This window comes from Pantoea sp. nfd-35 (assembly GCF_056892255.1).
The window spans coordinates 135,555-157,779 of sequence record NZ_CP122403.1 but is presented as its reverse complement, the minus strand read 5'-3'; the positions used below and the strand labels follow the sequence as shown (position 1 = coordinate 157,779).

The following is a 22,225-nucleotide window of genomic DNA, read 5'->3' as shown; positions in this document are numbered from 1 at the left end:
TGATAATTTGTCCAAGCGTATTTTGATGATAATAGACGGGCTGCCTGGTGGAGGCGCTGAAAAAGTAGTACTGACCCTGGCACAGGGCCTGATTAACAGTGGACATCAGGTATCACTTTTTTCTTTGCGTAACGTCTGTGATTATTCCCTTCCGTCAGGGCTTGATTACCAGGTGATTGAAGACCGTTGTCGCAGTCCATGGCGTAAGCTTACCGAAACATCTCGTCGCGCCGCGCTCCTGGATAAAGCCGTCCGTTACAGTGAAACCCGCCAAGGCAAATTTGATCTTGTGCTGTCTCATCTGCATAAAACGGACCGAATAGTGTCTTCTTCGCGTGCTCTCGATCCGCTCAGGACCTGGTATTGCATTCATGGCATTTTTTCTGCCTCTTATCTCGCTCGCAAATCGGGTTTTTCATTATGGCTCAAGCGACAGAAAATACGTCATGTCTATCGCCATCGCCAGGTGATCGCGGTTTCCCAATATGCTCTTGATGACTTGATCAACCATATTGGCGTAAAAGCATCGCGAACGGATGTTATCTTTAACCCTTTTGATTTCAATGAAATCAAAAGGCTCTCACTGGAACCCTGCCCACTGGCAGGTGAGGATTTCCTTGTTCATGTTGGCCGTTTCCATGAAACTAAACGCCATGACCGCCTGTTGGAAGCTTATGCGCAAAGTGGCATTCAGGCTCCTTTAATCTTACTGGGACAGGGCAGTCCTGCTATGAAAGAAAAACTGTATCGTTTATCGGAACAGCTGGGCGTTTCAGATCGCGTGCGCTTTGAAGGCTTTCAGCGTAATCCCTATCCCTGGATACATCATGCACGGATGTTGATTTTGAGTTCTGACAGTGAAGGCTTTGGCAATGTTTTGATCGAAGCAATGAGCTGCGGAACACCTGTAGTGAGTACACGTTGCCCCGGCGGGCCCGCGAGTATTTTGACGGGTGACCTGAGTCGCGGGCTGTCTGAGATGAATGCAACCTCACTGGCGGAAAAGATGCGAGAGATTTACGATAACCCGCCTGATTTGCATCAACTTGACCTGAGTATCTACAGCCTCTCCGTTATCTGTCAGCGATACTTGCAGTTGGCAGATTTCCGAGCGTCCAAATGAATGCATGTTGACCGCTCATAGCATCAATCAGTCGTTCCCATGAACCGATAAGCAGATCAAGGGAACGGCACGTTTTAAGCGTTGTTCTTCCGGTAATTGACATCGTTTAGCCAGAAATTTTCGGAAAATAATTGAGCGTGTCAGTCACGTAGTAGCCACTCAAGAGATGTCCTTAAGCTGCAGCCACGCACTCATCACCTCTTGAGGAGTAACGTCGTTACATTCACCAGAAGGTGTCTGCAAAATCCTGTACTCACCAGACCATGGATGCCACCCAGGCGCATCCGTATCGCCAAAAAACACCACCTGCTTTTTATGCAAACCCGCCGCGATATGCATTTGGCCACCATCGCTACACAGAATTTGGTCACAACAACTAAAACCCGCCATTAGATCACGCACTGATGTGGTAGTGTAAGCCGCCACTCGTGAAGAATTGACCAGTTGCATGAGTTGCTCGGCTCTGGCGTCATCACCCCGATCATCCGGCCCCAGCGCTCCCTGCGGCGACCAAAAGATCAGCACACGGGCTTGCGCATCTTCTAACAGATGACGAATAAAAGCAGCATACTTTTCTATATCCCAGCGGCGCTTTGGGCTGCGACTACTGATGTGTATACCGTATGTCTGACCCGATACCGTAAACAGTGAATGCACATGCGTTTTAGCCTGTTCATGCTCTCGTGGGGTTAAATAGACTCTGACGGGGGGAACGACAGGCAAATGAGCAGTGAGCGCTGAGAGATACGAGTAAGTGTGTTCGACTTGGTGGTTGCCAGAAAAATCGTCTCTGCCAAAGACTCTTGTCAGCCCGTTATCGGCTTCGCCAGCGCCAATGATGTGGGTTGCGCCCGCCATACGCGCGAGGCGAAGGCTGTATTTACAGGGAACCGGGTTCGCCAGTACCACCGCATCAAACTTCGTTTTACGTAAAGCCCAAAAGATCTTTAAACGGTGCCAGTAAACGCCAATTGCGGTCTCGTTCTTGCCACGGTGCTTGGCTTTCTTATAGACATGAAGCGCATCGACATGGGGGTTATGCAGTATCACATCCTGCGCCACTTTATTTACCAACAGCGTCAGTTTAGCTTCGGGAAAGGCCGTTTTGATGCCTTCCAGTAACTGTGTGGTACAATCCATATCACCAATGTTGTCGCGCCTGATGACGAGGATATTTTTCATATTGTACCTGGTTAAACGTACCTGACCGGACTGGAGCGTACACACGCCATAAAGTTGCGAAAAAATAAATTTCTGCTACCTATCAAGGTTTGACCCTAAATGCACAAAAAGTTCTATCGGCATTCGTAATAATGTCGGCGGAAATCCGTCTCTTTTCACTTGAAGTTATGCTGCTGTGTCACAAAATTCGCCTTTACTATCGATAATCACACCAATGTTTAACGCTGGTGTCATGTTTGAGACATTTATTCAGTCTTTACTGGCTCAGACGCTGACATCTCTGGAAATCATCCTTGTCGATGATGGATCGACTGACGGCTCGGGTGAGAGAGCGGATGACTACGCACGACGTCATCCTCATATCCGGGTCATTCACCAACCTAATGGTGGTGTATCACGTGCACGCAATGCCGGGCTGGCTGTTGCATCCGGTAAGTACGTAACCTTTCCAGACGCTGATGACACCATGAAGCCAGAGATGTATCAGACACTGGTCGATATGGCAGAGGCAGACGATCTCGATGTGGCGCAATGCAATGCCGAATGGTTTTTCCAGGCTAGCAATGAAACCCAGCCGTTGATACCGCCTGAACGACTCTCAAGCACATCCGTCCTTAGCGGCCCTGAGTGGCTTAACAAGGCGCTGAAGACTCATCGCTATAAACATGTTGTCTGGCTTGGTATTTACCGACGCGAACTGATTGAAAAACTGAAGCTAAATTTTGAACCCGGCCTGCACCATCAGGATATTCCCTGGACCACAGAGTTCATGCTGAATGTAAAACGCGCGCGCTATACCGATAAACAGCTGTATCGCTACTATCTGCACGATGCTTCAATCAGCAACCGCAAGCGGACCGGCCTGCGTAACGTTGAATATCAGCGTCACTATCTGAAAATTGCGCAAATGCTGGAGTCAATTAACAGCCGCTATCGCCATAAGGTAAAAATTTATCCGGCCTTTCACTATCAGATTACTTACGAAGCCCTGAGCGTCTGTCACAGTATCCGACGCGAACCGGACGAATCAGCACGACAGGCGATGATTGCCGATATCTTCGCGACCCAGACACACAAACGCATGCTGCGTAATGCGCGCGGGATAAAACAGTGGTATCACCTGCTGCTATGGCTGGGTCGAATTTATTACTGGCGCAGGAAATAAGCGGCGTCACTTGCTTTAACCTCAAAAGGGTTTGCCCTACAATCGGCTCACTGAATTCTGAGAGCATTTGAGTATGACAAGCCCGATTCCAGTCCAGTTTGCACCCAAAAAAATTCTGTTAATCAAACTACGCCATCACGGCGACATGCTGCTGACTACGCCTGTCATCAATGCTTTGCATCAGCATTATCCGCAGGCCAGCATTGATGTCCTGCTCTACAAAGAAACCCGGCCCATGCTGGAAGCACATCCTTCTGTCCGTCATCTGCACATCATCGATCGAAACTGGAAAAAGGAAGGTGGCTGGCAGACGTTTCGCCATGAAGTCGCACTGGTCTCAGCAGTGCGAGCCTGTCATTACGATTTGGTGATTAACCTTGCCGATCAGTGGCGCAGTGCCATTCTCACCGGACTGTCTGGTGCGCCGGTACGCATTGGATTCGCGTTTAAAAAGCGTGATAACGCCTTCTGGCGCGGGTGCCACAATCATTTGGTTACCACAGAAAATCATGAGCGCTTACATACGGTTGAACAGAATCTTTCCGCTCTGTCACCGCTGCAGATTTCAGCCGACGGTGCCAGAGCCTCGATGCACTTCAGCCCGGACGATGCGTTAAAAGTGCAGAATATGCTGCTTCAGCAGCAGGTGAAGCCCCCTTATATCGTGCTGCAGCCTACCTCCCGCTGGCAGTTCAAATGCTGGGAGGAAGACAAGGTTGCAGCCACTATCGACCAGCTGGCTCAAGCCGACCGAAAAGTCATCCTGACAGCAGGACCGGATGATAGTGAGCTGGCGATGGTTGAGCGGATTCTGGCGCAGTGCCAGTCTCCGCATGTTATCTCGCTGGCAGGCAAACTCTCTCTGCCACAACTGGCTGCACTGATTGCTTGCGCTCAGCTCTTTATCGGCGTTGACTCAGCCCCGATGCACATGGCCGCCGCGCTCGACACGCCCTGCATTGCGCTTTTCGGCCCGACAAAACTGCAGCACTGGCGCCCCTGGGGTGACAACAATCGGGTCATCTGGGCTGGTGACTATGGCCCCCTTCCTTCTCCGGATTCCATTGATACTCGTACCGAACAACGTTACTTGTCCGTTATCCCGGTTGAGGATGTCGTTACCGCAGCAAGGAGCTATCTAAATGAGTAAGTTACGCCTGGCGATTGTCCGGCAGAAATACCGCCCTGATGGCGGGGCCGAACGCTTTATTTCACGCGCGCTGGAAGCCCTGGGTAGCGAAAAACTGGATCTCAATATCATCACCCGAAGCTGGGAAGGAAAGCCCAACCCGGACTGGCACCTGCATATCTGCAATCCAGGGAAACTGGGACGGGTTTCACGTGAACGCGGTTTTGCCCACGCGGCGCGGGCCTGCTGGGAACGTGAAAAGTTCGATATTGTTCAAAGCCATGAGCGTATCGCTGGTTGTGACATCTTTCGGGCAGGCGATGGCGTTCATCGTGTCTGGCTTGAACAACGGGCACGTATTGTTTCGCCCCTGCAGCGTCTTAGCGCCAGCCTCAGCCCATATCATCGCTATGTTCTGCAGGCAGAAGCCGATATGTTTAACTCCCCCGCACTGAAAGCGGTGATATGTAATTCTGAGATGGTAAAAAAAGACATCCTGCGCTGCTTCGCACTGCAGGCTGACAAAATACATGTCATTCACAACGCCATTGATTCAACGCGCTTTCAACCTGCGACAGAGGCCGCCCGCCATGCGGTTCGGACACAGCTGAACCTGCCCGCTAACGCGACTGTTCTGATCTATGTGGGTTCGGGATTTGAACGTAAGGGCCTCAAAGCCGCCATTGAAGCGCTGGCCAAAAGTAACCGCTATCTGATCGTGGTCGGCCAGGACAAACAGGCAAAACGTTATCAGCAGTTAGCCAGTCAGCTTCACTGCAGTGAGCGGCTTCGTTTTGTCGGCGTACAGCAGGATGTGCAGCCCTATTACCATGCTGCTGATGGATTGCTTCTGCCCACCCTTTACGATCCTTTTCCCAACGTGGTGCTGGAAGCCATGGCCTGCGGGTTGCCGGTGATCACCAGCACCGGGTGTGGCGGCGCTGAATTTATTCGCGAAGGTCAGGAAGGGTTTGTTCGTGATGCGCTGGATGTAAAAGGACTCAATCAGGCCATTAATGCCCTTTCTGCTTTAACCGTTGACGGCAGAATGGGCGAAGCAGCAAGACGCAGGATTGAACCTTACACGCCGCAAAACCTGGCACATTCACTGAACAGGCTCTATCAGCAGGTCCTGAGTCGCCACGCATGATGTGGGATGAGTGATTATGCTGTTTCTGATAAGATGCTGTATTCTGACTTTAATCTGCTTTTTTGACGCCAACGTGTCATAACGGTAACTATGACGACCATTTACACCGCATTGCTTTATCTCATTCAGCCACTTATTTGGCTGCGCCTGTGGCTGCGCGGTCGTAAAGCTCCTGCCTACCGTAAACGTTGGGCAGAGCGTTATGGCTATTGCGCCGGAAAAGTGAAGCCTGAAGGCATCGTTTTACACTCGGTTTCCGTGGGCGAAACCCTGGCGGCAGTGCCGTTGGTGCGCGCGCTACGTCATCGCTATCCAACGCTACCTATCACCGTCACAACCATGACGCCAACCGGTTCTGAACGTGCGCTCTCTGCTTTTGGCAAAGATGTGCATCATGTTTATTTGCCTTACGATCTCCCCAACGCCATCAATCGCTTTCTTGATACGGTCAATCCACGCCTGGTGATCATTATGGAAACCGAGCTGTGGCCTAACATCATTCGTATCCTGCACCAGCGCCATATTCCCCTGGTGATTGCTAATGCCCGACTTTCCGAACGATCGGCTAAAGGCTATCGCAAGCTTGGCAAGTTCATGCGTAATCTTTTACAAAGTATCACGCTGATCGCCGCACAAAACGCCGAGGACGGTGAGCGGTTTGTGCAACTCGGCCTGAAGCGCTCGCATCTGTCGGTTACCGGCAGCCTGAAGTTTGATATTTCTGTTACGCCCGAGCTGGCCGCAAGAGCAGTAACGCTACGCCGGCAATGGGCACCCCGTCGCCCTGTCTGGATTGCCACCAGCACTCATGAGGGTGAGGAAGCTATCCTGTTGGATACGCACCGTCGCTTATTACAAACCTTTCCGGATTTGCTGCTGATTCTGGTGCCGCGTCACCCGGAGCGTTTTAACGATGCCCGAGAGCTGACGCAGAAGCGCAACTTCAGTTTTACCCTGCGCAGCAGCGGTGAAATCCCATCCGGCTCAACGCAGGTTGTGATTGGCGACTCGATGGGTGAACTGATGTTGCTGTATGGCATTGCCGATCTGGCCTTTGTTGGCGGCAGCCTGGTTGAGCGCGGTGGTCATAACCCGCTCGAACCCGCCGCTCATGCTATTCCTGTGCTTATGGGCCCCCATACCTGGAACTTCAAAGATATTTGTAGCAAGCTGCAACAGGCACAGGGGCTGATTACCGTTACTGATGTCGCATCGCTGGTAAAAGAGGTGACGAACCTGCTGCAGGACGATGATTATCGTCGCTACTACGGACGCCATGCCGTAGAAGTGCTGCATCAAAACCAGGGCGCCCTTCAGCGTTTGCTGCAGTTACTTGAACCACACCTGCCGCCACGAGCCCATTAATGACATCCACTCGCCAACGCCTTTCAGTCGTTATGATTGCCAAAAATGAAGCAGAGCTGCTGCCCGACTGTCTTGCATCAGTGAGCTGGGCCGATGAGATTATCGTGCTGGATTCTGGCAGCACAGACGACACGATGGCGCTGGCCCGGGCAGCAGGCGCGCAGGTTTTTCAGGCGACGGAATGGCAGGGCTACGGCAAACAGCGCCAGCGGGCGCAGAGTTTTGCCAGTTGCGACATGATTTTAATGATCGACGCCGATGAGCGAGTCACGCCAGAGTTACGTCAGGCCATTGAACGGGTGCTCGAGGCCCCGCCAGGCGACACCGTTTACAGCTTCAGCCGCAGTAATCTTTTTTTGGGGCGATTCATGCGCCACAGCGGCTGGTACCCTGATCGAGTGATGCGTCTTTACCCACGTACGTTAAGCTATAACGATAACAGCGTGCATGAGTCACTCAACACCGAAGGCGCCTCCGTGCAGGCCCTCAAAGGCGATTTACAACACCTGACCTGTCGTAACCTGATGGCTTTCCAGCGTAAGCAGCTGGCCTATGCGGAGGCCTGGGCACAGGAACGATTTCAGCGCGGAAAAACCTGCAGCCTGTTTTCGGTCTTCAGTCATGCGCTCGGCGCCTTCGCGAAAACGCTGCTGCTGCGTGCCGGCTTTCTTGATGGTAAACAGGGTTGGCTGCTGGCGGTCGTCAATGCCCAGTACACCTTCAACAAATATGCAGCGCTATGGGCGCTGACACATGCTTCGGCGAAAGGGCGCACATGACCACGAAAGCTATTTATCCAGGCACCTTCGATCCCATCACATTAGGCCACATCGATATTGTGACGCGTGCTGCGCAGATGTTTGACCGACTGGTCGTAGCCATTGCCGCCAGCCCGAGCAAAAAGCCCTTATTCACGCTTGATGAAAGAGTTGCGCTGGCGCGTCAGGCGACCGCGCATCTGGCGAACGTTGAGGTGACAGGTTTCAGCGATCTGATGGCGAACTTTGCCCGCACTCAGCAGGCAAACATTCTGGTGCGCGGATTGCGTGCCGTGTCGGATTTTGAATATGAGACACAGCTGGCGCGTATGAACCGGCATTTGCTGCCGACGCTGGAAAGTGTGTTTTTGATGCCATCGGAAAACTTTTCTTTTATCTCTTCTACCCTGGTAAAAGAAGTGGCGCGGCACGGCGGCGACGTCTCGGCCTTCCTGCCCGCGCCTGTCCACCAGGCTCTGCTGGCAAAACTGCCTTAGTGTTGACAGTTGGGGCACCAGTAAGTACTGCGTTGCCCATGCTTGCCACTGACAATCGGTGTGCCACATGCTCTGCAGGGCTCTCCCGCGCGACCATAAACCTGTAGCTCTTGTGCAAAATAGCCCGGTTTGCCATCACTTTGTAAAAAGTCGCGTAATGTTGTTCCGCCCTGCTCGATTGAGCGCAGCAGTACCGCTTTGATGGTATTCGCTAATATCGCCGCATCTTCATGGGAAAGGCTCATTGCGGGTCGATCAGGAATGATCCCTGCCGTAAACAGTGACTCACTCGCATAGATGTTACCCACGCCAACGACAATTTTATTGTCCATTAGCCACTGCTTAATCACCGTTCGCTTTCCGCGGGATTTTTCAAACAGATAGTCACCACTGAACGCTTCACTCAGCGGCTCTGGGCCGAGGTGTGCCAGTACGCTACTGCCGGCCAGGTCGCTGCTCCACAGCCAGGCGCCAAAACGCCGGGGATCGGTATAGCGCAGGACTTTACCGTTGCTCATGACCAGGTCGACATGATCGTGTTTGGCTGCGGGCAACTCTTCTGAAAGGACACGTAAACTGCCTGACATACCCAGGTGGATAATAATCCAGCCGTGCGGCAATTCGAGTAAAAGGTATTTGGCACGACGTTGAACGCTCAGCACAGGCTGATCGCTTAACGCCAGGATTTCTTGTGACACTGGCCAACGCAAACGCGCATTGCGCACGACTGCGTGAAGAATTGTCTGACCAACCAGATGTGGCTCAATGCCGCGTCGGCTGGTTTCTACCTCTGGCAACTCAGGCATAACCTCTCCCCTGCGCATTACACAAACAAAAAACCCGGCCTGAGCCGGGTTTTTTGCAGAAAACCAAAATTACTTAATTTTGGCTTCTTTGTAGATCACATGCTGACGTACAACCGGATCGAACTTTTTCAGTTCAAGTTTCTCTGGTTTAGTACGTTTGTTCTTCGTGGTGGTATAGAAGTGACCTGTACCAGCAGAGGAAACCAGCTTGATCTTCTCACGAATACCTTTAGCCATGATTCAGTTCCTTAGTACTCTTAGTACTTCTCACCACGGGCACGCATGTCGGCTAACACCGTATCAATGCCCTTTTTATCAATAATACGCATACCTTTTACAGATACACGCAGAGTAACGAAGCGCTTCTCGCTCTCAACCCAAAAACGGTGTGAGTGCAGGTTCGGAAGGAAACGGCGTTTCGTCGCGTTCATTGCGTGGGAACGGTTGTTACCGGTCACCGGACGCTTTCCAGTTACCTGGCAGACTCGTGACATGTCTATTCTCCAAAAATCAAATCAGCTCGAGCTTTAAAAATTAGGTTTTGGCCGCCTCGTCAGGCTTACAGCCCGCCAGGCGAGTTCCATGGAACCCGCTAAGCTGGCCTAACCGCCAAACCCGAGATTCTCAAAGGTGGCGTAGTATACGCCGCTCGGCCCAAGTGCTCAAGTCCCGAACAGATAAAGATCCCGAATGATCGTGTAAAAATCCGCCACCTGGACCAGATTTTCAGGCTCAGAGCCATCCCCGCTCGGTAAATGAGACCGATTCACCCCGTCCAATCACTAAATGATCGAGCACGCGAATATTGACCAGCCGACAAGCTTCGCAGATTTTAACGGTAATGTCGCGGTCAGCCTGACTCGGTTCGGCTCTTCCTGACGGATGATTGTGTGCGATGATTAACGCTGCGGCATTAATTTTAAGCGCCTCGCGCACAATTTCGCGCGGATGCACTTCCACACTGTTAATCGAGCCTGAGAACATTTGCCGGGCGGTTATCACCCTGTGTTGATTATCCAGAAACATCACGATGAAAATCTCACGTTCCTGCTCTGCTAACAGCGTTTGCAGATACTGGCGTGTCGCAAGCGGGCTGTCGAGGGTATTTTCACGGGCCAACTGGCTGGCGAAAAACCGTTTAGCCAGCTCAGCAACGGCACGTAGCTGAATTAGCTTAATTTCCCCCGCCCCTTTGATTCCTTTGAAATCCTCCGCACTGGCGTTCACGATGTTGTAAAGCGACCCCAGCTCTTGCAACATCTGCTGCGCCAGCTTCATCACCGGTACGCCTCTTGAACCCGTACGTAAAAAGATGGCCAGCAGTTCTGCATCGCTTAATGCATCTGCGCCCAGTCGCTTGAGTTTTTCCCGTGGTAGAAAATGATTCATTGCTGCTCTCCCTGTCGCCCCCTGTATCATCCTCTGGCAGTTAACACGCGACCAGTGAGCAAATGTGATTCTTCGGCACTTCTCGCAAACGCAGCCTTTGAACAGGTGACGGCAAGGTTTTGTGATAAAATTCGCCCATTCCGCCGTGGCTGTACGGCAACTGAAAACGAGGTCAACTGCATGATGGGATTAGCCGGTAAAAAAGTGCTTTTAGGCGTAAGCGGTGGCATCGCAGCCTATAAAACCCCCGAGCTGGTGCGCCGTCTGCGCGATCGCGGTGCCGATGTGCGCGTGATGATGACCCATGCAGCAAAAGCGTTTATTACGCCCCTCAGCCTCCAGGCCGTATCGGGCTACCCGGTAATGGACGATCTGCTCGACCCGGCAGCAGAGGCCGCCATGGGCCATATTGAGCTGGCCAAATGGGCCGATCTGATTCTGCTGGCACCCGCATCCGCGGATTTAATCGCGCGCGTCACAGCCGGTATGGCGAACGATTTAGTGACAACCGCCGTGTTGGCTACCGCGTCGCCTGTCGCGATTGTGCCGGCGATGAATCAACAGATGTACCGCGCCGCCATCACGCAAACGAACCTGACGACGCTCCAGGCGCGCGGCGTATTCATCTGGGGGCCTGACAGCGGCAGCCAGGCATGCGGCGATGTCGGGCCGGGCCGCATGCTCGACCCACTGGCTATCGTTGACCATGCGGTTCAGTGGGCCAGCCCCGTCAACGATCTGCAACATCTCAACATTATGATTACCGCCGGCCCGACTCGTGAAGCCCTCGATCCCGTGCGCTATATCAGCAACCACAGCTCAGGAAAAATGGGTTTTGCCATTGCGGCCGCGGCCGCCAGACGCGGTGCCAGCGTCACACTGATTAGTGGCCCGGTTAGCTTAGCAACGCCCGTGGGCGTTAAGCGGGTGGATGTAACGTCGGCACGGGAGATGCAGTCTGCGGTGATGGATGAGATAAATAAACAACATATTTTCATTGCAAGCGCAGCCGTGGCAGACTACCGGGCAGCCGACATTGCGGATGAGAAAATCAAGAAACAGGATGACGATGATAATGTCACCCTGCAGCTCATTAAAAATCCCGATATCGTCGCGGGCGTTGCCGCATTAACGCAGGGCCGGCCTTTTGTGGTTGGATTTGCGGCTGAAACCCAGAATGTGGAAGAATACGCCCGAAAAAAACGCGCGCGTAAAAAGCTGGACCTGATCTGTGCTAACGACGTGTCGAAAGCTGGACAAGGGTTCAATAGCGACACCAATGCTCTTCACCTTTTTTGGCAGGAAGGAGAAAAGACCTTACCGCTCAGCGATAAGTCACTCCTTGGTCAACTTTTAATAGACGAGATTGTCAGCCGTTATGATGAAAAAAATAGACGTTAAAATTCTGGATGCGCGCGTCGGCAAAGATTTTCCATTGCCGACCTATGCGACACCGGGTTCCGCTGGGTTAGATCTTCGTGCCTGTATTGATGACGTGATGGAAATCGCCCCCGGGACTACAACATTAATCCCTACTGGCCTGGCTATCCATATTGCCGATCCGAGCCTTGCTGCTGTCATCCTCCCACGCTCAGGACTGGGCCATAAACATGGCATCGTACTGGGTAACCTGGTGGGGCTTATTGATGCCGATTATCAGGGTCAACTGATGGTATCGGTATGGAATCGGGGTCAGGAAAGCTTTACGCTACAGCCGGGCGACCGCATGGCCCAGCTGGTTTTTGTTCCTGTCGTTCAGGCCGAATTCAATCTGGTAGAAGAGTTTGATGCCAGCTTGCGCGGTGAAGGCGGCTTCGGTCACTCAGGTCGTCAGTAACCAGCACTACCTATTTTCACTTACGCTCATCATTTTATTTCTCATCGCCATAGGTGTTTATCTTGTGGCTGATGCGTAGGTGTTGCCTGTTTATGGTGAAATTCAGGGGTTTTTAAGGGCATGGCAGAAAAAAAAGTCGTAAAGCGGAATCGTCGCGAAGAGATTTTGCAGGCGCTGGCGCAGATGCTTGAGTCCAGCGATGGCAGCCAACGAATCACTACCGCGAAGCTCGCGGCCAACGTCGGTGTTTCGGAAGCGGCGCTGTATCGTCATTTTCCCAGCAAAACACGGATGTTTGACAGCCTGATCGAATTTATTGAAGACAGTCTGATTACCCGCATCAATCTCATTCTTAAAGATGAAAAAGAAACAATGGCGCGCCTGCGTCTTATTGTGCAGCTGATTCTGGGGTTTGGTGAGCGTAATCCGGGGTTGACACGTATTTTAACGGGTCACGCGCTGATGTTTGAACAGGATCGTTTACAAGGGCGCATTAACCAGTTGTTTGAGCGCATTGAAGTCCAGTTACGTCAGGTGATGCGTGAGCGGAAAATGCGAGAGGGTGAAGGCTTTCAAACCGATGAAGCATTATTAGCCAGTCAGCTACTGGCTCTGTGTGAAGGATTACTGTCGCGTTACGTTCGCTCGGAGTTCCGCTTTAGTCCCACCGCTGACTTTGACACCCGCTGGCCGCTGATTGCGGCACAGCTGGTGTAACAGGCAGGCGGGCAGCGCCCGCCTGTAATCAGACGCCGTACGCTTTTTGATATGCACGCACCTGCGCTAAATGATCGGCCATATGCGTTTTTTCAGCCAGATAGTCGATCAGGTCGTTGAGCGTGATAATGGCGGTAACCTTGCAGGAATAGTCACGTTCCACTTCCTGAATAGCGGAAAGCTCTCCCCGGCCACGCTCCTGACGATCCAGTGAAATCATGACGCCAGCCAGACTCGCATCATGGGCATTAATAATATCCATCGACTCGCGGATTGCCGTGCCTGCCGTGATAACGTCATCGACCAACATAACTTTACCCTGTAGCGGGCTTCCCACCAGCAGACCGCCCTCACCGTGATCTTTCGCCTCTTTACGGTTAAAGCAGTAAGGCACATCCCGGTCATGATGATCGGCTAAGGCAACCGCTGTCGTGGTCGCAATAGGAATCCCTTTATAAGCGGGCCCGAACAGCAAATCGAAATCCACGCCGCTGTCCACTAACGCCTGCGCATAGAAACGCCCCAGCAGCGCTAAGTCTCGCCCGCTGTTAAACAGACCGGCATTAAAGAAATAGGGACTTTTACGACCAGATTTTAACGTAAACTCACCAAATTTAAGCACCTGCTTATTCAGTGCGAATTCAATAAACTGCCGCTGCCAGGCTTTCATGTCTTACTCCTCAGATAAAAAAAGGCGACTCTGCGGTCGCCTGTTACTTTATTTTTCCAACGCCGCTTTTTGCGCCTGAATTAACTCTTCGATGCCGCCGCGGGCCAGCGCCAGCAGTGCCAGCAACTCTTCATGGCTGAAAGGTTCGCCTTCCGCCGTGCCCTGCACCTCGATCATACGGCCGTCTTCCATCATCACGACGTTCATATCGGTTTCAGCAGCGGAGTCTTCAACATATTCAAGGTCACACAGGGCTTCACCGTTAACGATGCCCACAGATACCGCCGCGACCATCCCTTTCATCGGGTTCGCTTTGAGCTTACCGCTGGCAACCAGTTTGTTTAGTGCATCCGCCAGTGCCACGCAGGCGCCGGTGATAGATGCGGTACGGGTGCCACCATCAGCCTGGATGACGTCGCAATCAAGCGTAATGGTATATTCACCCAGCACTTTAAGATCGACGGCTGCGCGGAGTGAACGGGCGATCAGACGCTGAATTTCCAGCGTGCGGCCGCCCTGTTTGCCCTTCGCGGCTTCACGTGCCATGCGGCTATGCGTTGAACGCGGCAACATGCCATATTCGGCAGTGACCCAGCCCTGTCCCTGTCCTTTGAGGAAGCGCGGAACACCTTCATCCACCGTGGCAGTGCAGAGCACTTTGGTTTCACCGAATTCCACCAGAACGGAACCTTCTGCGTGTTTAGTGTAATTGCGGGTCAATGTGACTGGACGCACCTGATGTGCGCTACGGCCTGCTGGACGCATGGTTATCTCCGGCTTGCAAATGATTGGCTGCGTATTATACGGACTTCCTGGCCCGCTGTCTCTTGCAGTGGGCTGTAAGGCTCAGGATGAAATTCATGTGGGAGTATGGCTAAATGCCCTACCTTTTGCCGCATTTTACGAACAGATTAAACTATGGCCGCTATTTTACATTTCCTGCTGGCGCTGGTGGTGATTTTCGCCCTTGCGCTGTTGGTCAGTCATGACCGTAAACACATTCGTCCGCGCTATATCATTCAGCTCATTATCGTTGAAGCCGCGCTGGGCTGGTTTTTCCTTCATTCTGCCAGTGGACTGGCGCTCGTGGGAGCGGTGGGCAGCTTCTTTGAAACATTACTGGGTTTTGCTGCACAAGGCACAGAGTTTGTTTTTGGCGGCATGAGTCAGCAGGGCCTGGCCTTTATCTTTCTTGGCGTACTTTGCCCGATTGTTTTTATTTCCGCTCTGATTGGTATTTTGCAGCACTGGCGCATTCTGCCGTTGCTAATCCGCCTGGTGGGAACTGTCCTGTCTAAAATCAACGGCATGGGAAAGCTGGAATCTTTTAATGCGGTCAGTACGCTGGTACTGGGTCAGTCTGAAAACTTCATCGCATATAAAGGTATTCTGGCGGATATCCCGCCGAAGCGCCTTTACACCATGGCGGCAACCGCTATGTCTACCGTCTCGCTTTCCATTGTCGGTGCATACATGTCGATGATTGAGGCTCGCTATGTCGTGGCGGCGCTACTGCTCAATATGTTCAGCACCTTTATCATTCTGTCGATTATTAATCCCGGTAAGGAAAGCGAGGAACAGCCTGTAGCCCTAGATAAGTTGCATGAGGAGCAGAGTTTCTTCGAAATGCTGGGAGAGTACATCCTGGCGGGCTTTAAAGTGGCGATGATCATTCTGGCAATGCTGATCGGTTTTATTGCGCTGATCGCGGCCGTCAATGCGCTGTTCGCAGCGCTATTTGGCTACAGTTTCCAGCAGCTCCTGGGCTATGTTTTTTACCCTTTTGCCTGGTTAATCGGCATCCCCGCCGTCGACGCCCTTCAGGCTGGGAGCATTATGGCCACTAAACTGGTGGCCAATGAATTCGTCGCCATGATCGAACTGAAGAAAGTGGCGGCAGGCATGACGCCGCGTGGATTAGGCATCCTGTCGGTATTCCTGGTCTCGTTTGCTAACTTTGCGTCGATTGGTATTGTGGCAGGCGCGATTAAGGGGCTGAACGAACAACAGGGGAACGTCGTCTCCCGATTTGGCTGGAAACTGGTATATGGTTCGACCCTGGTAAGCCTGCTTTCGGCTGCGTTCGCCGGACTGTTTATCTGATCATCTTACGGCGGCCTGGGCCGCCGTTAATGGCATCAGAAACTCACGCAGGAAGGCGAATCGACACGCATGACCGATTCCTGACCAAACTGTTTTTTATACTGCTCGCGTAGTGCTTCGACACGGCTGTTGTTATCGCTGTCAAAGTTATAGATGAGCACCAGCGCTTTGCTTTTCTCACGCGCCAGCTGACCGTTTTCACCCAACCACTGCCCTTGCGCATCATAAACCGAGAGCCCGGCTTTAAAGCGAGGCGTCACTTGTTTATCGATAAAATTCATCCAGTCCAGCGAACTCACGCTACCGCCTTGTGGCTTACTGAGACCAAACCACAATGTGGTTTGCATCATCACCTCACCGCCAGCACATATGGGAACAGGTCGGGTTGATGGCACAGGTGGCGGTGATGGCGAATGACAGCCAGCCAGCAGTAAGGTCAGCATTACAGGAAAGCGTAATACGTGAGACATAAACGGGGTCCTCAACGAGTAAGCCAGTAAACAGCATAAGTGCCTGTTGCTGAAAGCGGAAATAATTTGTTCTCTCATCCTGCTGCTGCTTACACCTGTTATGGTTAGCTTTGCCTCGTTATACTGACTTTAATCTTTCTGAAAATGAGTAACGCTTATGATCCGCAGTATGACCGCCTACGCCCGCCGTGAAGTTAAAGGCGAATGGGGCAGCGCCGCCTGGGAGCTGCGTTCCGTTAACCAACGTTATCTTGAAACCTATATTCGTCTGCCAGAGCAGTTCCGCGGACTGGAGCCGATGATTCGGGAACGCATTCGCCAGCGTCTGACGCGCGGTAAAATCGAATGTAATCTGCGCTTTGATGCCGATCCCGGCGCACAAGGCGAGCTGATGCTGAACGAGTCGCTGGCTAAACAGCTGGTTCAGGCCGCTAACTGGGTGAAGATGCAGAGCGACGAAGGCCAGATCAATCCACTGGATATTTTGCGCTGGCCTGGCGTGATGTCTGCGCCAGAACAGGATCTGGACGCGATTAATACACAGCTGATTCAGGCACTAGATGGCGCACTGGATGATTTCATTGCTGCACGTGAGAGCGAAGGTAGCGCATTGAAATCCCTGATCGAGCAGCGTCTGGAAGCGGTAACGCATGAAGTCAGTAAAGTGCGAGCTCAACTGCCTGATGTCATTAAGTGGCAGCGTGAAAGGCTGATCGCCAAACTGGAGGACGCCGAAGTGCAGTTGGAAAACAACCGCCTGGAGCAGGAACTGGTGATGATGGCGCAACGTGTGGATGTAGCAGAAGAGCTGGATCGCCTGGATGCGCACGTTAAAGAGACGTACAACATTTTGAAGAAAAAAGAAGCCGTCGGACGTCGGCTCGACTTCATGATGCAGGAGTTCAACCGCGAGTCGAACACTCTGGCCTCGAAATCGATTAATGCAGAGATCACCAATTCAGCCATTGAGCTGAAAGTGCTGATTGAACAGATGCGCGAGCAGATCCAGAATATTGAATAATTTTCTCTTGTTTTCCAAAGCTTTTCAATATTTATCAACGCCCTGATTTATCAGGGCTTTTTATTTCCAACCTGTTTTGTACGTTTCAATTTGTTTCATCCAAGCGGTGAGCACGTCAAAGTATTGAGACCAGGCTATTACAGTAATTTGAGAAAAAGATGAGATTCTCAGCACTTCCCTTTCCCGTATATGAAGTTTATTATTACACTAATCAGCTATAGGTTAAGAGTCAGAAATGAATATCTTGTAATGACAAGGAACTAAGTTTACAGACATGACGATATTTAAAGATTTGGATCTACCTTCACAAGTAAGAGTTTGGTCTGAAAATTAATATCATAAGGAAGTTATTATGTCAGCTATGGTGTTCCCAGTCACACTTTATCAGACTAAGCATCAGTTCAATGACCACAGCTCTGATGATATGCAATGTGGCGATCTTACTGAAAAACAGCTTAGAAGCGACTTAGGTCTTGATGATGTTTCTGATGTCGTTGATCCGTGGACTGGAGAGGAAGTCTCAATATTTAGTTCCTTCCGTAAATCCCAACCAAAATCAAAAACGGTAATTGCTCAAATCCTTTTCGATGAGTTTCTTCGAGTGTCATTGCCTACATATTACTTAGGGCAACATAATTTATTTAATAATCTTGTAAAGCATTTTTATCATGGCAATGGAAAAAGCTATTCCAGCCCTTTTCTTGATAGTGCATATAAAAGTTTGATATTAAACGAACAATCCTCTCCGTTATCTTCGCTAAAAATAATCCAGTCTATGCTCGATAAGGTTGCCATTGATGTAAAAAATGGCTTATCTGATGCCGACAAAGATTCAATAACTAAAGCAATAGGAAATTCAATACTTCCTAAGTTTAACAGATGGGCAGATAGCTTTAATGGATTAGGAATGTCTATACATGACATATATGCCACAAAGATACAACTCACTAAAATTGATATCACTGAGAGTGGTTATGTAGCGAAAGTAACTTTTACGGGACAAGATCATTTTGGTCTCGACAAAACTGACATTATGAATATGAAGTTTCACTATATTAGGGCATTCCGCATCTGGTTTGTGCTCCAACGATGGGAAAAATTTGCATTTAAACCTTTTTTTACAAATATGAAAGCCGAGTTTGAAATTAGTAGCCGGAGGAATGGATGAAAGCCAGAAAAATTATAATATTTATATTAGCAGCTATTATTCTTGTATTCTTCTATTTGAATTTTTTTAATTCCACTAAGGTCCTTGCCGTTCACGGCACTGGCTCTAATAAAGAATTTTTAGTTAAAAACATGCCTTTCAGTGATAGTAGTAAAATTGAGTGGTGGGATAATAATGGAGCTAAAACCCTCTCATCCGCTGAAACTTACTTTGTTTCAATCTGGAAGTTTGACGGAAGATATCAAAAGCTTGCCCCTAAAAATTCAGGTATTTTTCCAGATCATGATACAGATTATTTACTATGCTTCGATGACATGAATACAGAAGAAAATTGTATTGATAAGTCTAATTGGATCATGGACATAACTAAGACAAAGGATGGCTATACCTATTACCGGATAGGAACCGAATCTTACTATCGGAAACCTTCTGGTGAACTCATGAAAGGTGAAAGATCAAAGACAACCATTCAATGACAGATGTAATCTGTAACCTGGCGAGCTGAACAGCTTGCCACTGTTATAAATGGGGAGTTGATTGGGGAGTAAAATGGTAACCCCGTCACAGATCAACTCATTAAGATGATGATAAATAGCATTTATTTTATTTTAATCAACATTCAAATCCAAAATATCGAGTAATAGATAATTTCGCTTTATAGCGTTTACTACGTCACTTCATCATTATCAAGTCCTTGTAATAGCGGACTTTTCACATTGCTGCTCAGCAAATTTAGGCGCGTAAAAAAGGCTCAACAACCTGCTGTAAGCGCACTGGGCGCCCGTTTTACTGATGCTTTCTGGTCAGACAGATAAAATCTGTAACCCTTTAGTGTTAACTTATCATTTTCGGTGCTCCCTTTTTTAACGGAACATGGAATTGATTTTTATCGTCAGTATTATGCAGCCCTCTCGGCAAGGCCTCCTTATTTCTTAAGTAAACCGTCCTCACCGAAGAACCTTCGCTAACCGGATAGTGAGATGTGATAAGCAGGCCGGAAACTAAAACGCGAAGAAGCCCAGACGCACAACAATTCAAGTACGGATAATGAACATGTTTTCATCTGGGTGATACATGACCTGTATGCCGCATTTCAGCCTACCTGCACCCCAATTTTCATACGCCTTATTGAAACGGTTATTTTGTGATTTACCGCCCAGTATTCAGGCGGATTTGTTAAAAAAGAGAAAATCTTACTAAGAAAAAAAATGCCCATAAGGTGGTGAACTATAATCCACTAAGCTTCTTCCAGAAATCGGCATTAATAAGAGTCTGTAAGTGCTAAATCACTCACACTATCGTATAAAATAATTTTTAAAAAATAAAAAAGCACGATCGACTAAAGTTTTATTATTTGGTGCCGTTCTTTGTTTATGAAAATCAACACAGAGTGTGAAGCCATGAAAAAACTAACTTATGTATTTGTCTTAATGGCATTATCATCCTCGTCATTTGCAACTGGCGGCCAAATCACTTTTCGTGGTGCTATTGTGGAGACCGGATGTGATACCCTGATTGTTCATTCTCAGATTAAGCAAAGCTGCACAAGAGGGGGTAAAACCGAAGCTGCCACCCTAGGGTTGAATGACAGCCAGCAATCTTTGCCATTCAAGCTGGGCACGATGCAGTTAAAAAAAGTCGGTAATTACCGCATGATGACTGTGAATTACTACTAGCGCTCCTTTTTTGTACAGCATGTTCTTTCAGGCTATGATGTGACGTACGGGGACAGACGTGTATAGCCTGTGAAGACGCATGTCCTTACTCTCTCCTCTTATGATCTGCCGAAATCACTTATCGCACGGATCATGTCGCTTTTCATCACATCCCGGCGCATACTCGTCCTTAGCCAATTTTTAGAATTTTGCCACTCTGAATGTAAGTTTTTCGAAAAGATTTTAGCTTGTGAGTACAGAACTGTCTTAATTTCCCTACGCTTCCCTTAACGTTCTGGCTTTACAAGAGTATACTTAAGACGTTGTTTTTAAATCATTAAAAAATAAAACACCACCCTGTTTTGTTCGTTCAGTAGGCCATTCCATCGATCGTCTTAATCCACAGGATGACGAAAGCTCACTGTGACAGAGGGCACTTTTTGATAAAGTGCTGGTCGTAGTTAGTACAGCCGTACCGCTTGGGAACTTAAGGAATGGGTCTTTTTGCGTTACATCCATCAATCCTTTAAGGTCAATGATGAAAAACACCAGGCAGTTCAGCAGCACACTTTTACACCCGCGTTATTGGTTTACATGGTTCGGTCTAGGCATTCTCTGGCTTCTGGTTCAACTCCCTTATCCTGTTCTGATGAGATTGGGTGCAGGTGCCGGTAAACTTTCCCGTCATTTCCTTCAGCGCCGAGAGCGTATAACCCGTCGTAATATTGAACTCTGCTTTCCTTTTATCAGTGACGAAGAAAAAGAAAGCATGATCGCGGGTAATTTTGCCTCTCTCGGTATGGCACTGGTTGAAACGGGTATTGCCTGGTTCTGGCCTGATCATGCGGTTAAACGTTTATTCAACGTCTCTGGCCTTGCAAACCTCTATTCAGCTCAAAATGAAGGCCGTGGCGTGATGTTAATCGGCATCCATTTTATGTCCTTAGAGCTGGGTGGCCGCATCAGCGGGTTGTGTCAGCCGATGATGGCTATGTACCGTCCGCATAACAACCGCGCGATGGAATACGTACAAACCAAAGGCCGGATGCGTTCCAACAAGGCGATGATTGACCGTCGCGATCTGCGCGGCATGGTGCAGGCACTTAAGCAGGGTGAATCCGTCTGGTTTGCGCCGGACCAGGATTACGGCCCTAAAGGCAGTACATTTGCGCCACTGTTTGCCGTTGAGAAAGCAGCGACAACGAACGGTACCTATGTTTTATCCCGCCTGGCCAAGCCGGCTATGGTGCCAATCATGCTGATTCGTAATCCCGGCAACGATGGCTATAAACTGATTATTGAGCCGATTCTGGAAAACTATCCTCACAAAGATGAATCAGCCGCTGCTGCTTACATGAATAAGGTGATCGAAAGCCAGATTATGCGCGCGCCGGAGCAGTACCTCTGGCTACATCGCCGGTTTAAAACGCGCCCACCGGGTGAAGCGTCTCTTTACGTATAAAGACAAAGCAGGCTCTTGCCTGCTTTACTTTTTCAGGCGGGATTTGTTTTACCGTTACGGCAAACAAGGCAGGTTCAGCCTCGCCTTTCCCTGCGTTCTTTAATCACTGCCTAAGGCGAATTTGCCAGTACAGCGGTTGAGTCATTCTTACGCTCCGGTTTTTTATGTTCAGAATGTTTAAGTATTTACCCCTCACGCGCGTAACAAACGTGTTTATGCTTTGCTGCTGCTTAAGCATTTTAAAGCGGAAAAATCCTGGCTCACGCTTTCACAGCGTGCCTATGTACAGTGTTTAAAAGCCTTTTTTATTCCACACTCTTTTATGCTGGATAGTCACACCGAATTCTGGCACAAATAAATATGTAGATTTTATCTGTCAGTCAAAAAACATCATGCAGTTACTCAATATTAACGCCTATCTCAAATCGCATATCAGATTTTCCTTATGATGTTATTTCTAATAAAAAGCGCTATAAATCACCTACACACAGCAATACTTATATAACGAAATAACAAAGGCGTTCAGTAATGTTCATTATGGCATCATGAATGTTATAA

General features: G+C 49.7%; 24 protein-coding genes. 16 read left to right on the top strand and 8 right to left on the bottom strand.

Features of this window, described 5'->3' with window-relative positions:
• Nucleotides 1–25: 25 nt before the first annotated feature.
• Complete coding sequence (locus tag P9J57_RS00720; RefSeq protein WP_014594900.1) at nucleotides 26–1,123, top strand: glycosyltransferase; 1,098 nt, start codon at nucleotides 26–28, stop codon at nucleotides 1,121–1,123.
• Between the two features lie 159 nt (nucleotides 1,124–1,282).
• Here the strand turns inward: P9J57_RS00720 and P9J57_RS00715 are convergent, their stop codons facing one another.
• Nucleotides 1,283–2,305, bottom strand: coding sequence for a glycosyltransferase family 9 protein (locus P9J57_RS00715; RefSeq protein ID WP_483279365.1), 1,023 nt, complete (start codon nucleotides 2,303–2,305; stop codon nucleotides 1,283–1,285).
• A 214-nt stretch (nucleotides 2,306–2,519) separates the two neighbouring features.
• Between P9J57_RS00715 and P9J57_RS00710 the strand changes: the two genes are divergently transcribed.
• The 6 genes from P9J57_RS00710 to coaD all read left to right on the top strand — a co-directional run bounded on the left by P9J57_RS00710 (nucleotide 2,520) and on the right by coaD (nucleotide 8,369).
• Nucleotides 2,520–3,470, top strand: a complete 951-nt coding sequence (locus P9J57_RS00710; RefSeq protein ID WP_019105395.1) for a glycosyltransferase — start codon at nucleotides 2,520–2,522, stop codon at nucleotides 3,468–3,470.
• Nucleotides 3,471–3,543: 73 nt separating this feature from the next.
• Entirely contained in the window at nucleotides 3,544–4,620 is a 1,077-nt protein-coding gene (rfaQ, locus tag P9J57_RS00705) for a putative lipopolysaccharide heptosyltransferase III (protein WP_019105394.1), read from the top strand.
• Complete coding sequence (locus P9J57_RS00700) at nucleotides 4,613–5,749, top strand: glycosyltransferase family 4 protein (RefSeq protein WP_013027733.1); 1,137 nt, start codon at nucleotides 4,613–4,615, stop codon at nucleotides 5,747–5,749. Before rfaQ ends, P9J57_RS00700 begins: the two co-directional genes overlap by 8 nt.
• Nucleotides 5,750–5,839: 90 nt before the next feature.
• A complete protein-coding gene (waaA, locus tag P9J57_RS00695) occupies nucleotides 5,840–7,114 on the top strand; it encodes a lipid IV(A) 3-deoxy-D-manno-octulosonic acid transferase (protein WP_013027734.1) in 1,275 nt (424 codons plus the stop codon).
• Nucleotides 7,114–7,893 (top strand): glycosyltransferase family 2 protein, encoded by a 780-nt coding sequence (locus P9J57_RS00690; RefSeq protein ID WP_015699302.1) that lies wholly within the window; start codon nucleotides 7,114–7,116, stop codon nucleotides 7,891–7,893. The genes waaA and P9J57_RS00690 overlap by 1 nt, the downstream gene beginning before the upstream one ends.
• Nucleotides 7,890–8,369 (top strand): pantetheine-phosphate adenylyltransferase, encoded by a 480-nt coding sequence (coaD, locus tag P9J57_RS00685; RefSeq protein WP_014604743.1) that lies wholly within the window; start codon nucleotides 7,890–7,892, stop codon nucleotides 8,367–8,369. The genes P9J57_RS00690 and coaD overlap by 4 nt, the downstream gene beginning before the upstream one ends.
• On the opposite strand, the gene mutM is transcribed toward coaD, so the two are convergent.
• From mutM to radC, 4 genes are all read right to left on the bottom strand, one after another.
• On the bottom strand, nucleotides 8,366–9,175 hold the full coding sequence (gene mutM, locus P9J57_RS00680) for a bifunctional DNA-formamidopyrimidine glycosylase/DNA-(apurinic or apyrimidinic site) lyase (protein WP_019105393.1): 810 nt from the start codon (nucleotides 9,173–9,175) through the stop codon (nucleotides 8,366–8,368). The two genes, coaD and mutM, sit on opposite strands and share 4 nt — an antisense overlap.
• 69 nt (nucleotides 9,176–9,244) lie before the next feature.
• Entirely contained in the window at nucleotides 9,245–9,412 is a 168-nt protein-coding gene (gene rpmG, locus P9J57_RS00675; protein WP_001051798.1) for a 50S ribosomal protein L33, read from the bottom strand.
• Nucleotides 9,413–9,432: 20 nt separating this feature from the next.
• A complete protein-coding gene (gene rpmB / locus P9J57_RS00670; RefSeq protein ID WP_006121249.1) occupies nucleotides 9,433–9,669 on the bottom strand; it encodes a 50S ribosomal protein L28 in 237 nt (78 codons plus the stop codon).
• 238 nt (nucleotides 9,670–9,907) lie between these two features.
• A complete protein-coding gene (radC, locus tag P9J57_RS00665; protein WP_014333010.1) occupies nucleotides 9,908–10,564 on the bottom strand; it encodes a RadC family protein in 657 nt (218 codons plus the stop codon).
• Between the two features lie 180 nt (nucleotides 10,565–10,744).
• Here radC and coaBC point away from each other — a divergent pair, with 180 nt between their 5' ends.
• The 3 genes from coaBC to slmA all read left to right on the top strand — a co-directional run bounded on the left by coaBC (nucleotide 10,745) and on the right by slmA (nucleotide 13,118).
• Entirely contained in the window at nucleotides 10,745–11,965 is a 1,221-nt protein-coding gene (gene coaBC / locus P9J57_RS00660; protein WP_014604740.1) for a bifunctional phosphopantothenoylcysteine decarboxylase/phosphopantothenate--cysteine ligase CoaBC, read from the top strand.
• Nucleotides 11,943–12,401 (top strand): dUTP diphosphatase, encoded by a 459-nt coding sequence (dut, locus tag P9J57_RS00655; RefSeq protein WP_014333008.1) that lies wholly within the window; start codon nucleotides 11,943–11,945, stop codon nucleotides 12,399–12,401. The genes coaBC and dut overlap by 23 nt, the downstream gene beginning before the upstream one ends.
• Nucleotides 12,402–12,521: 120 nt before the next feature.
• Nucleotides 12,522–13,118, top strand: coding sequence for a nucleoid occlusion factor SlmA (gene slmA / locus P9J57_RS00650; protein WP_013027741.1), 597 nt, complete (start codon nucleotides 12,522–12,524; stop codon nucleotides 13,116–13,118).
• Between the two features lie 28 nt (nucleotides 13,119–13,146).
• On the opposite strand, the gene pyrE is transcribed toward slmA, so the two are convergent.
• On the bottom strand, nucleotides 13,147–13,788 hold the full coding sequence (gene pyrE / locus P9J57_RS00645; RefSeq protein ID WP_013027742.1) for an orotate phosphoribosyltransferase: 642 nt from the start codon (nucleotides 13,786–13,788) through the stop codon (nucleotides 13,147–13,149).
• Nucleotides 13,789–13,836: 48 nt separating this feature from the next.
• The gene (rph, locus tag P9J57_RS00640) at nucleotides 13,837–14,553 is read right to left on the bottom strand and encodes a ribonuclease PH (protein WP_013027743.1); all 717 of its coding nucleotides are present in this window, start codon (nucleotides 14,551–14,553) and stop codon (nucleotides 13,837–13,839) included.
• A gap of 153 nt (nucleotides 14,554–14,706) precedes the next feature.
• Here rph and P9J57_RS00635 point away from each other — a divergent pair, with 153 nt between their 5' ends.
• Nucleotides 14,707–15,891, top strand: coding sequence for a NupC/NupG family nucleoside CNT transporter (locus P9J57_RS00635; RefSeq protein ID WP_014333007.1), 1,185 nt, complete (start codon nucleotides 14,707–14,709; stop codon nucleotides 15,889–15,891).
• A 35-nt stretch (nucleotides 15,892–15,926) separates the two neighbouring features.
• Here P9J57_RS00635 and P9J57_RS00630 read toward each other — a convergent pair whose 3' ends face one another.
• The gene (locus P9J57_RS00630) at nucleotides 15,927–16,361 is read right to left on the bottom strand and encodes a DUF3574 domain-containing protein (protein ID WP_014333006.1); all 435 of its coding nucleotides are present in this window, start codon (nucleotides 16,359–16,361) and stop codon (nucleotides 15,927–15,929) included.
• Between the two features lie 157 nt (nucleotides 16,362–16,518).
• Here P9J57_RS00630 and P9J57_RS00625 point away from each other — a divergent pair, with 157 nt between their 5' ends.
• The 5 genes from P9J57_RS00625 to lpxP all read left to right on the top strand — a co-directional run bounded on the left by P9J57_RS00625 (nucleotide 16,519) and on the right by lpxP (nucleotide 21,667).
• Entirely contained in the window at nucleotides 16,519–17,382 is an 864-nt protein-coding gene (locus P9J57_RS00625) for a YicC/YloC family endoribonuclease (protein WP_013027746.1), read from the top strand.
• 352 nt (nucleotides 17,383–17,734) lie between these two features.
• The gene (locus tag P9J57_RS00620; RefSeq protein ID WP_013027763.1) at nucleotides 17,735–18,550 is read left to right on the top strand and encodes a DUF3289 family protein; all 816 of its coding nucleotides are present in this window, start codon (nucleotides 17,735–17,737) and stop codon (nucleotides 18,548–18,550) included.
• Nucleotides 18,547–19,026 carry a DUF943 family protein gene (locus tag P9J57_RS00615; protein WP_013027764.1) on the top strand — a complete coding sequence of 160 codons (480 nt, stop codon included), beginning with the start codon at nucleotides 18,547–18,549 and terminating at the stop codon, nucleotides 19,024–19,026. Before P9J57_RS00620 ends, P9J57_RS00615 begins: the two co-directional genes overlap by 4 nt.
• 924 nt (nucleotides 19,027–19,950) lie before the next feature.
• A complete protein-coding gene (locus tag P9J57_RS00610) occupies nucleotides 19,951–20,226 on the top strand; it encodes a hypothetical protein (protein ID WP_019105388.1) in 276 nt (91 codons plus the stop codon).
• A 517-nt stretch (nucleotides 20,227–20,743) separates the two neighbouring features.
• On the top strand, nucleotides 20,744–21,667 hold the full coding sequence (gene lpxP / locus P9J57_RS00605) for a kdo(2)-lipid IV(A) palmitoleoyltransferase (protein WP_014333004.1): 924 nt from the start codon (nucleotides 20,744–20,746) through the stop codon (nucleotides 21,665–21,667).
• Nucleotides 21,668–22,225: the final 558 nt, after the last annotated feature.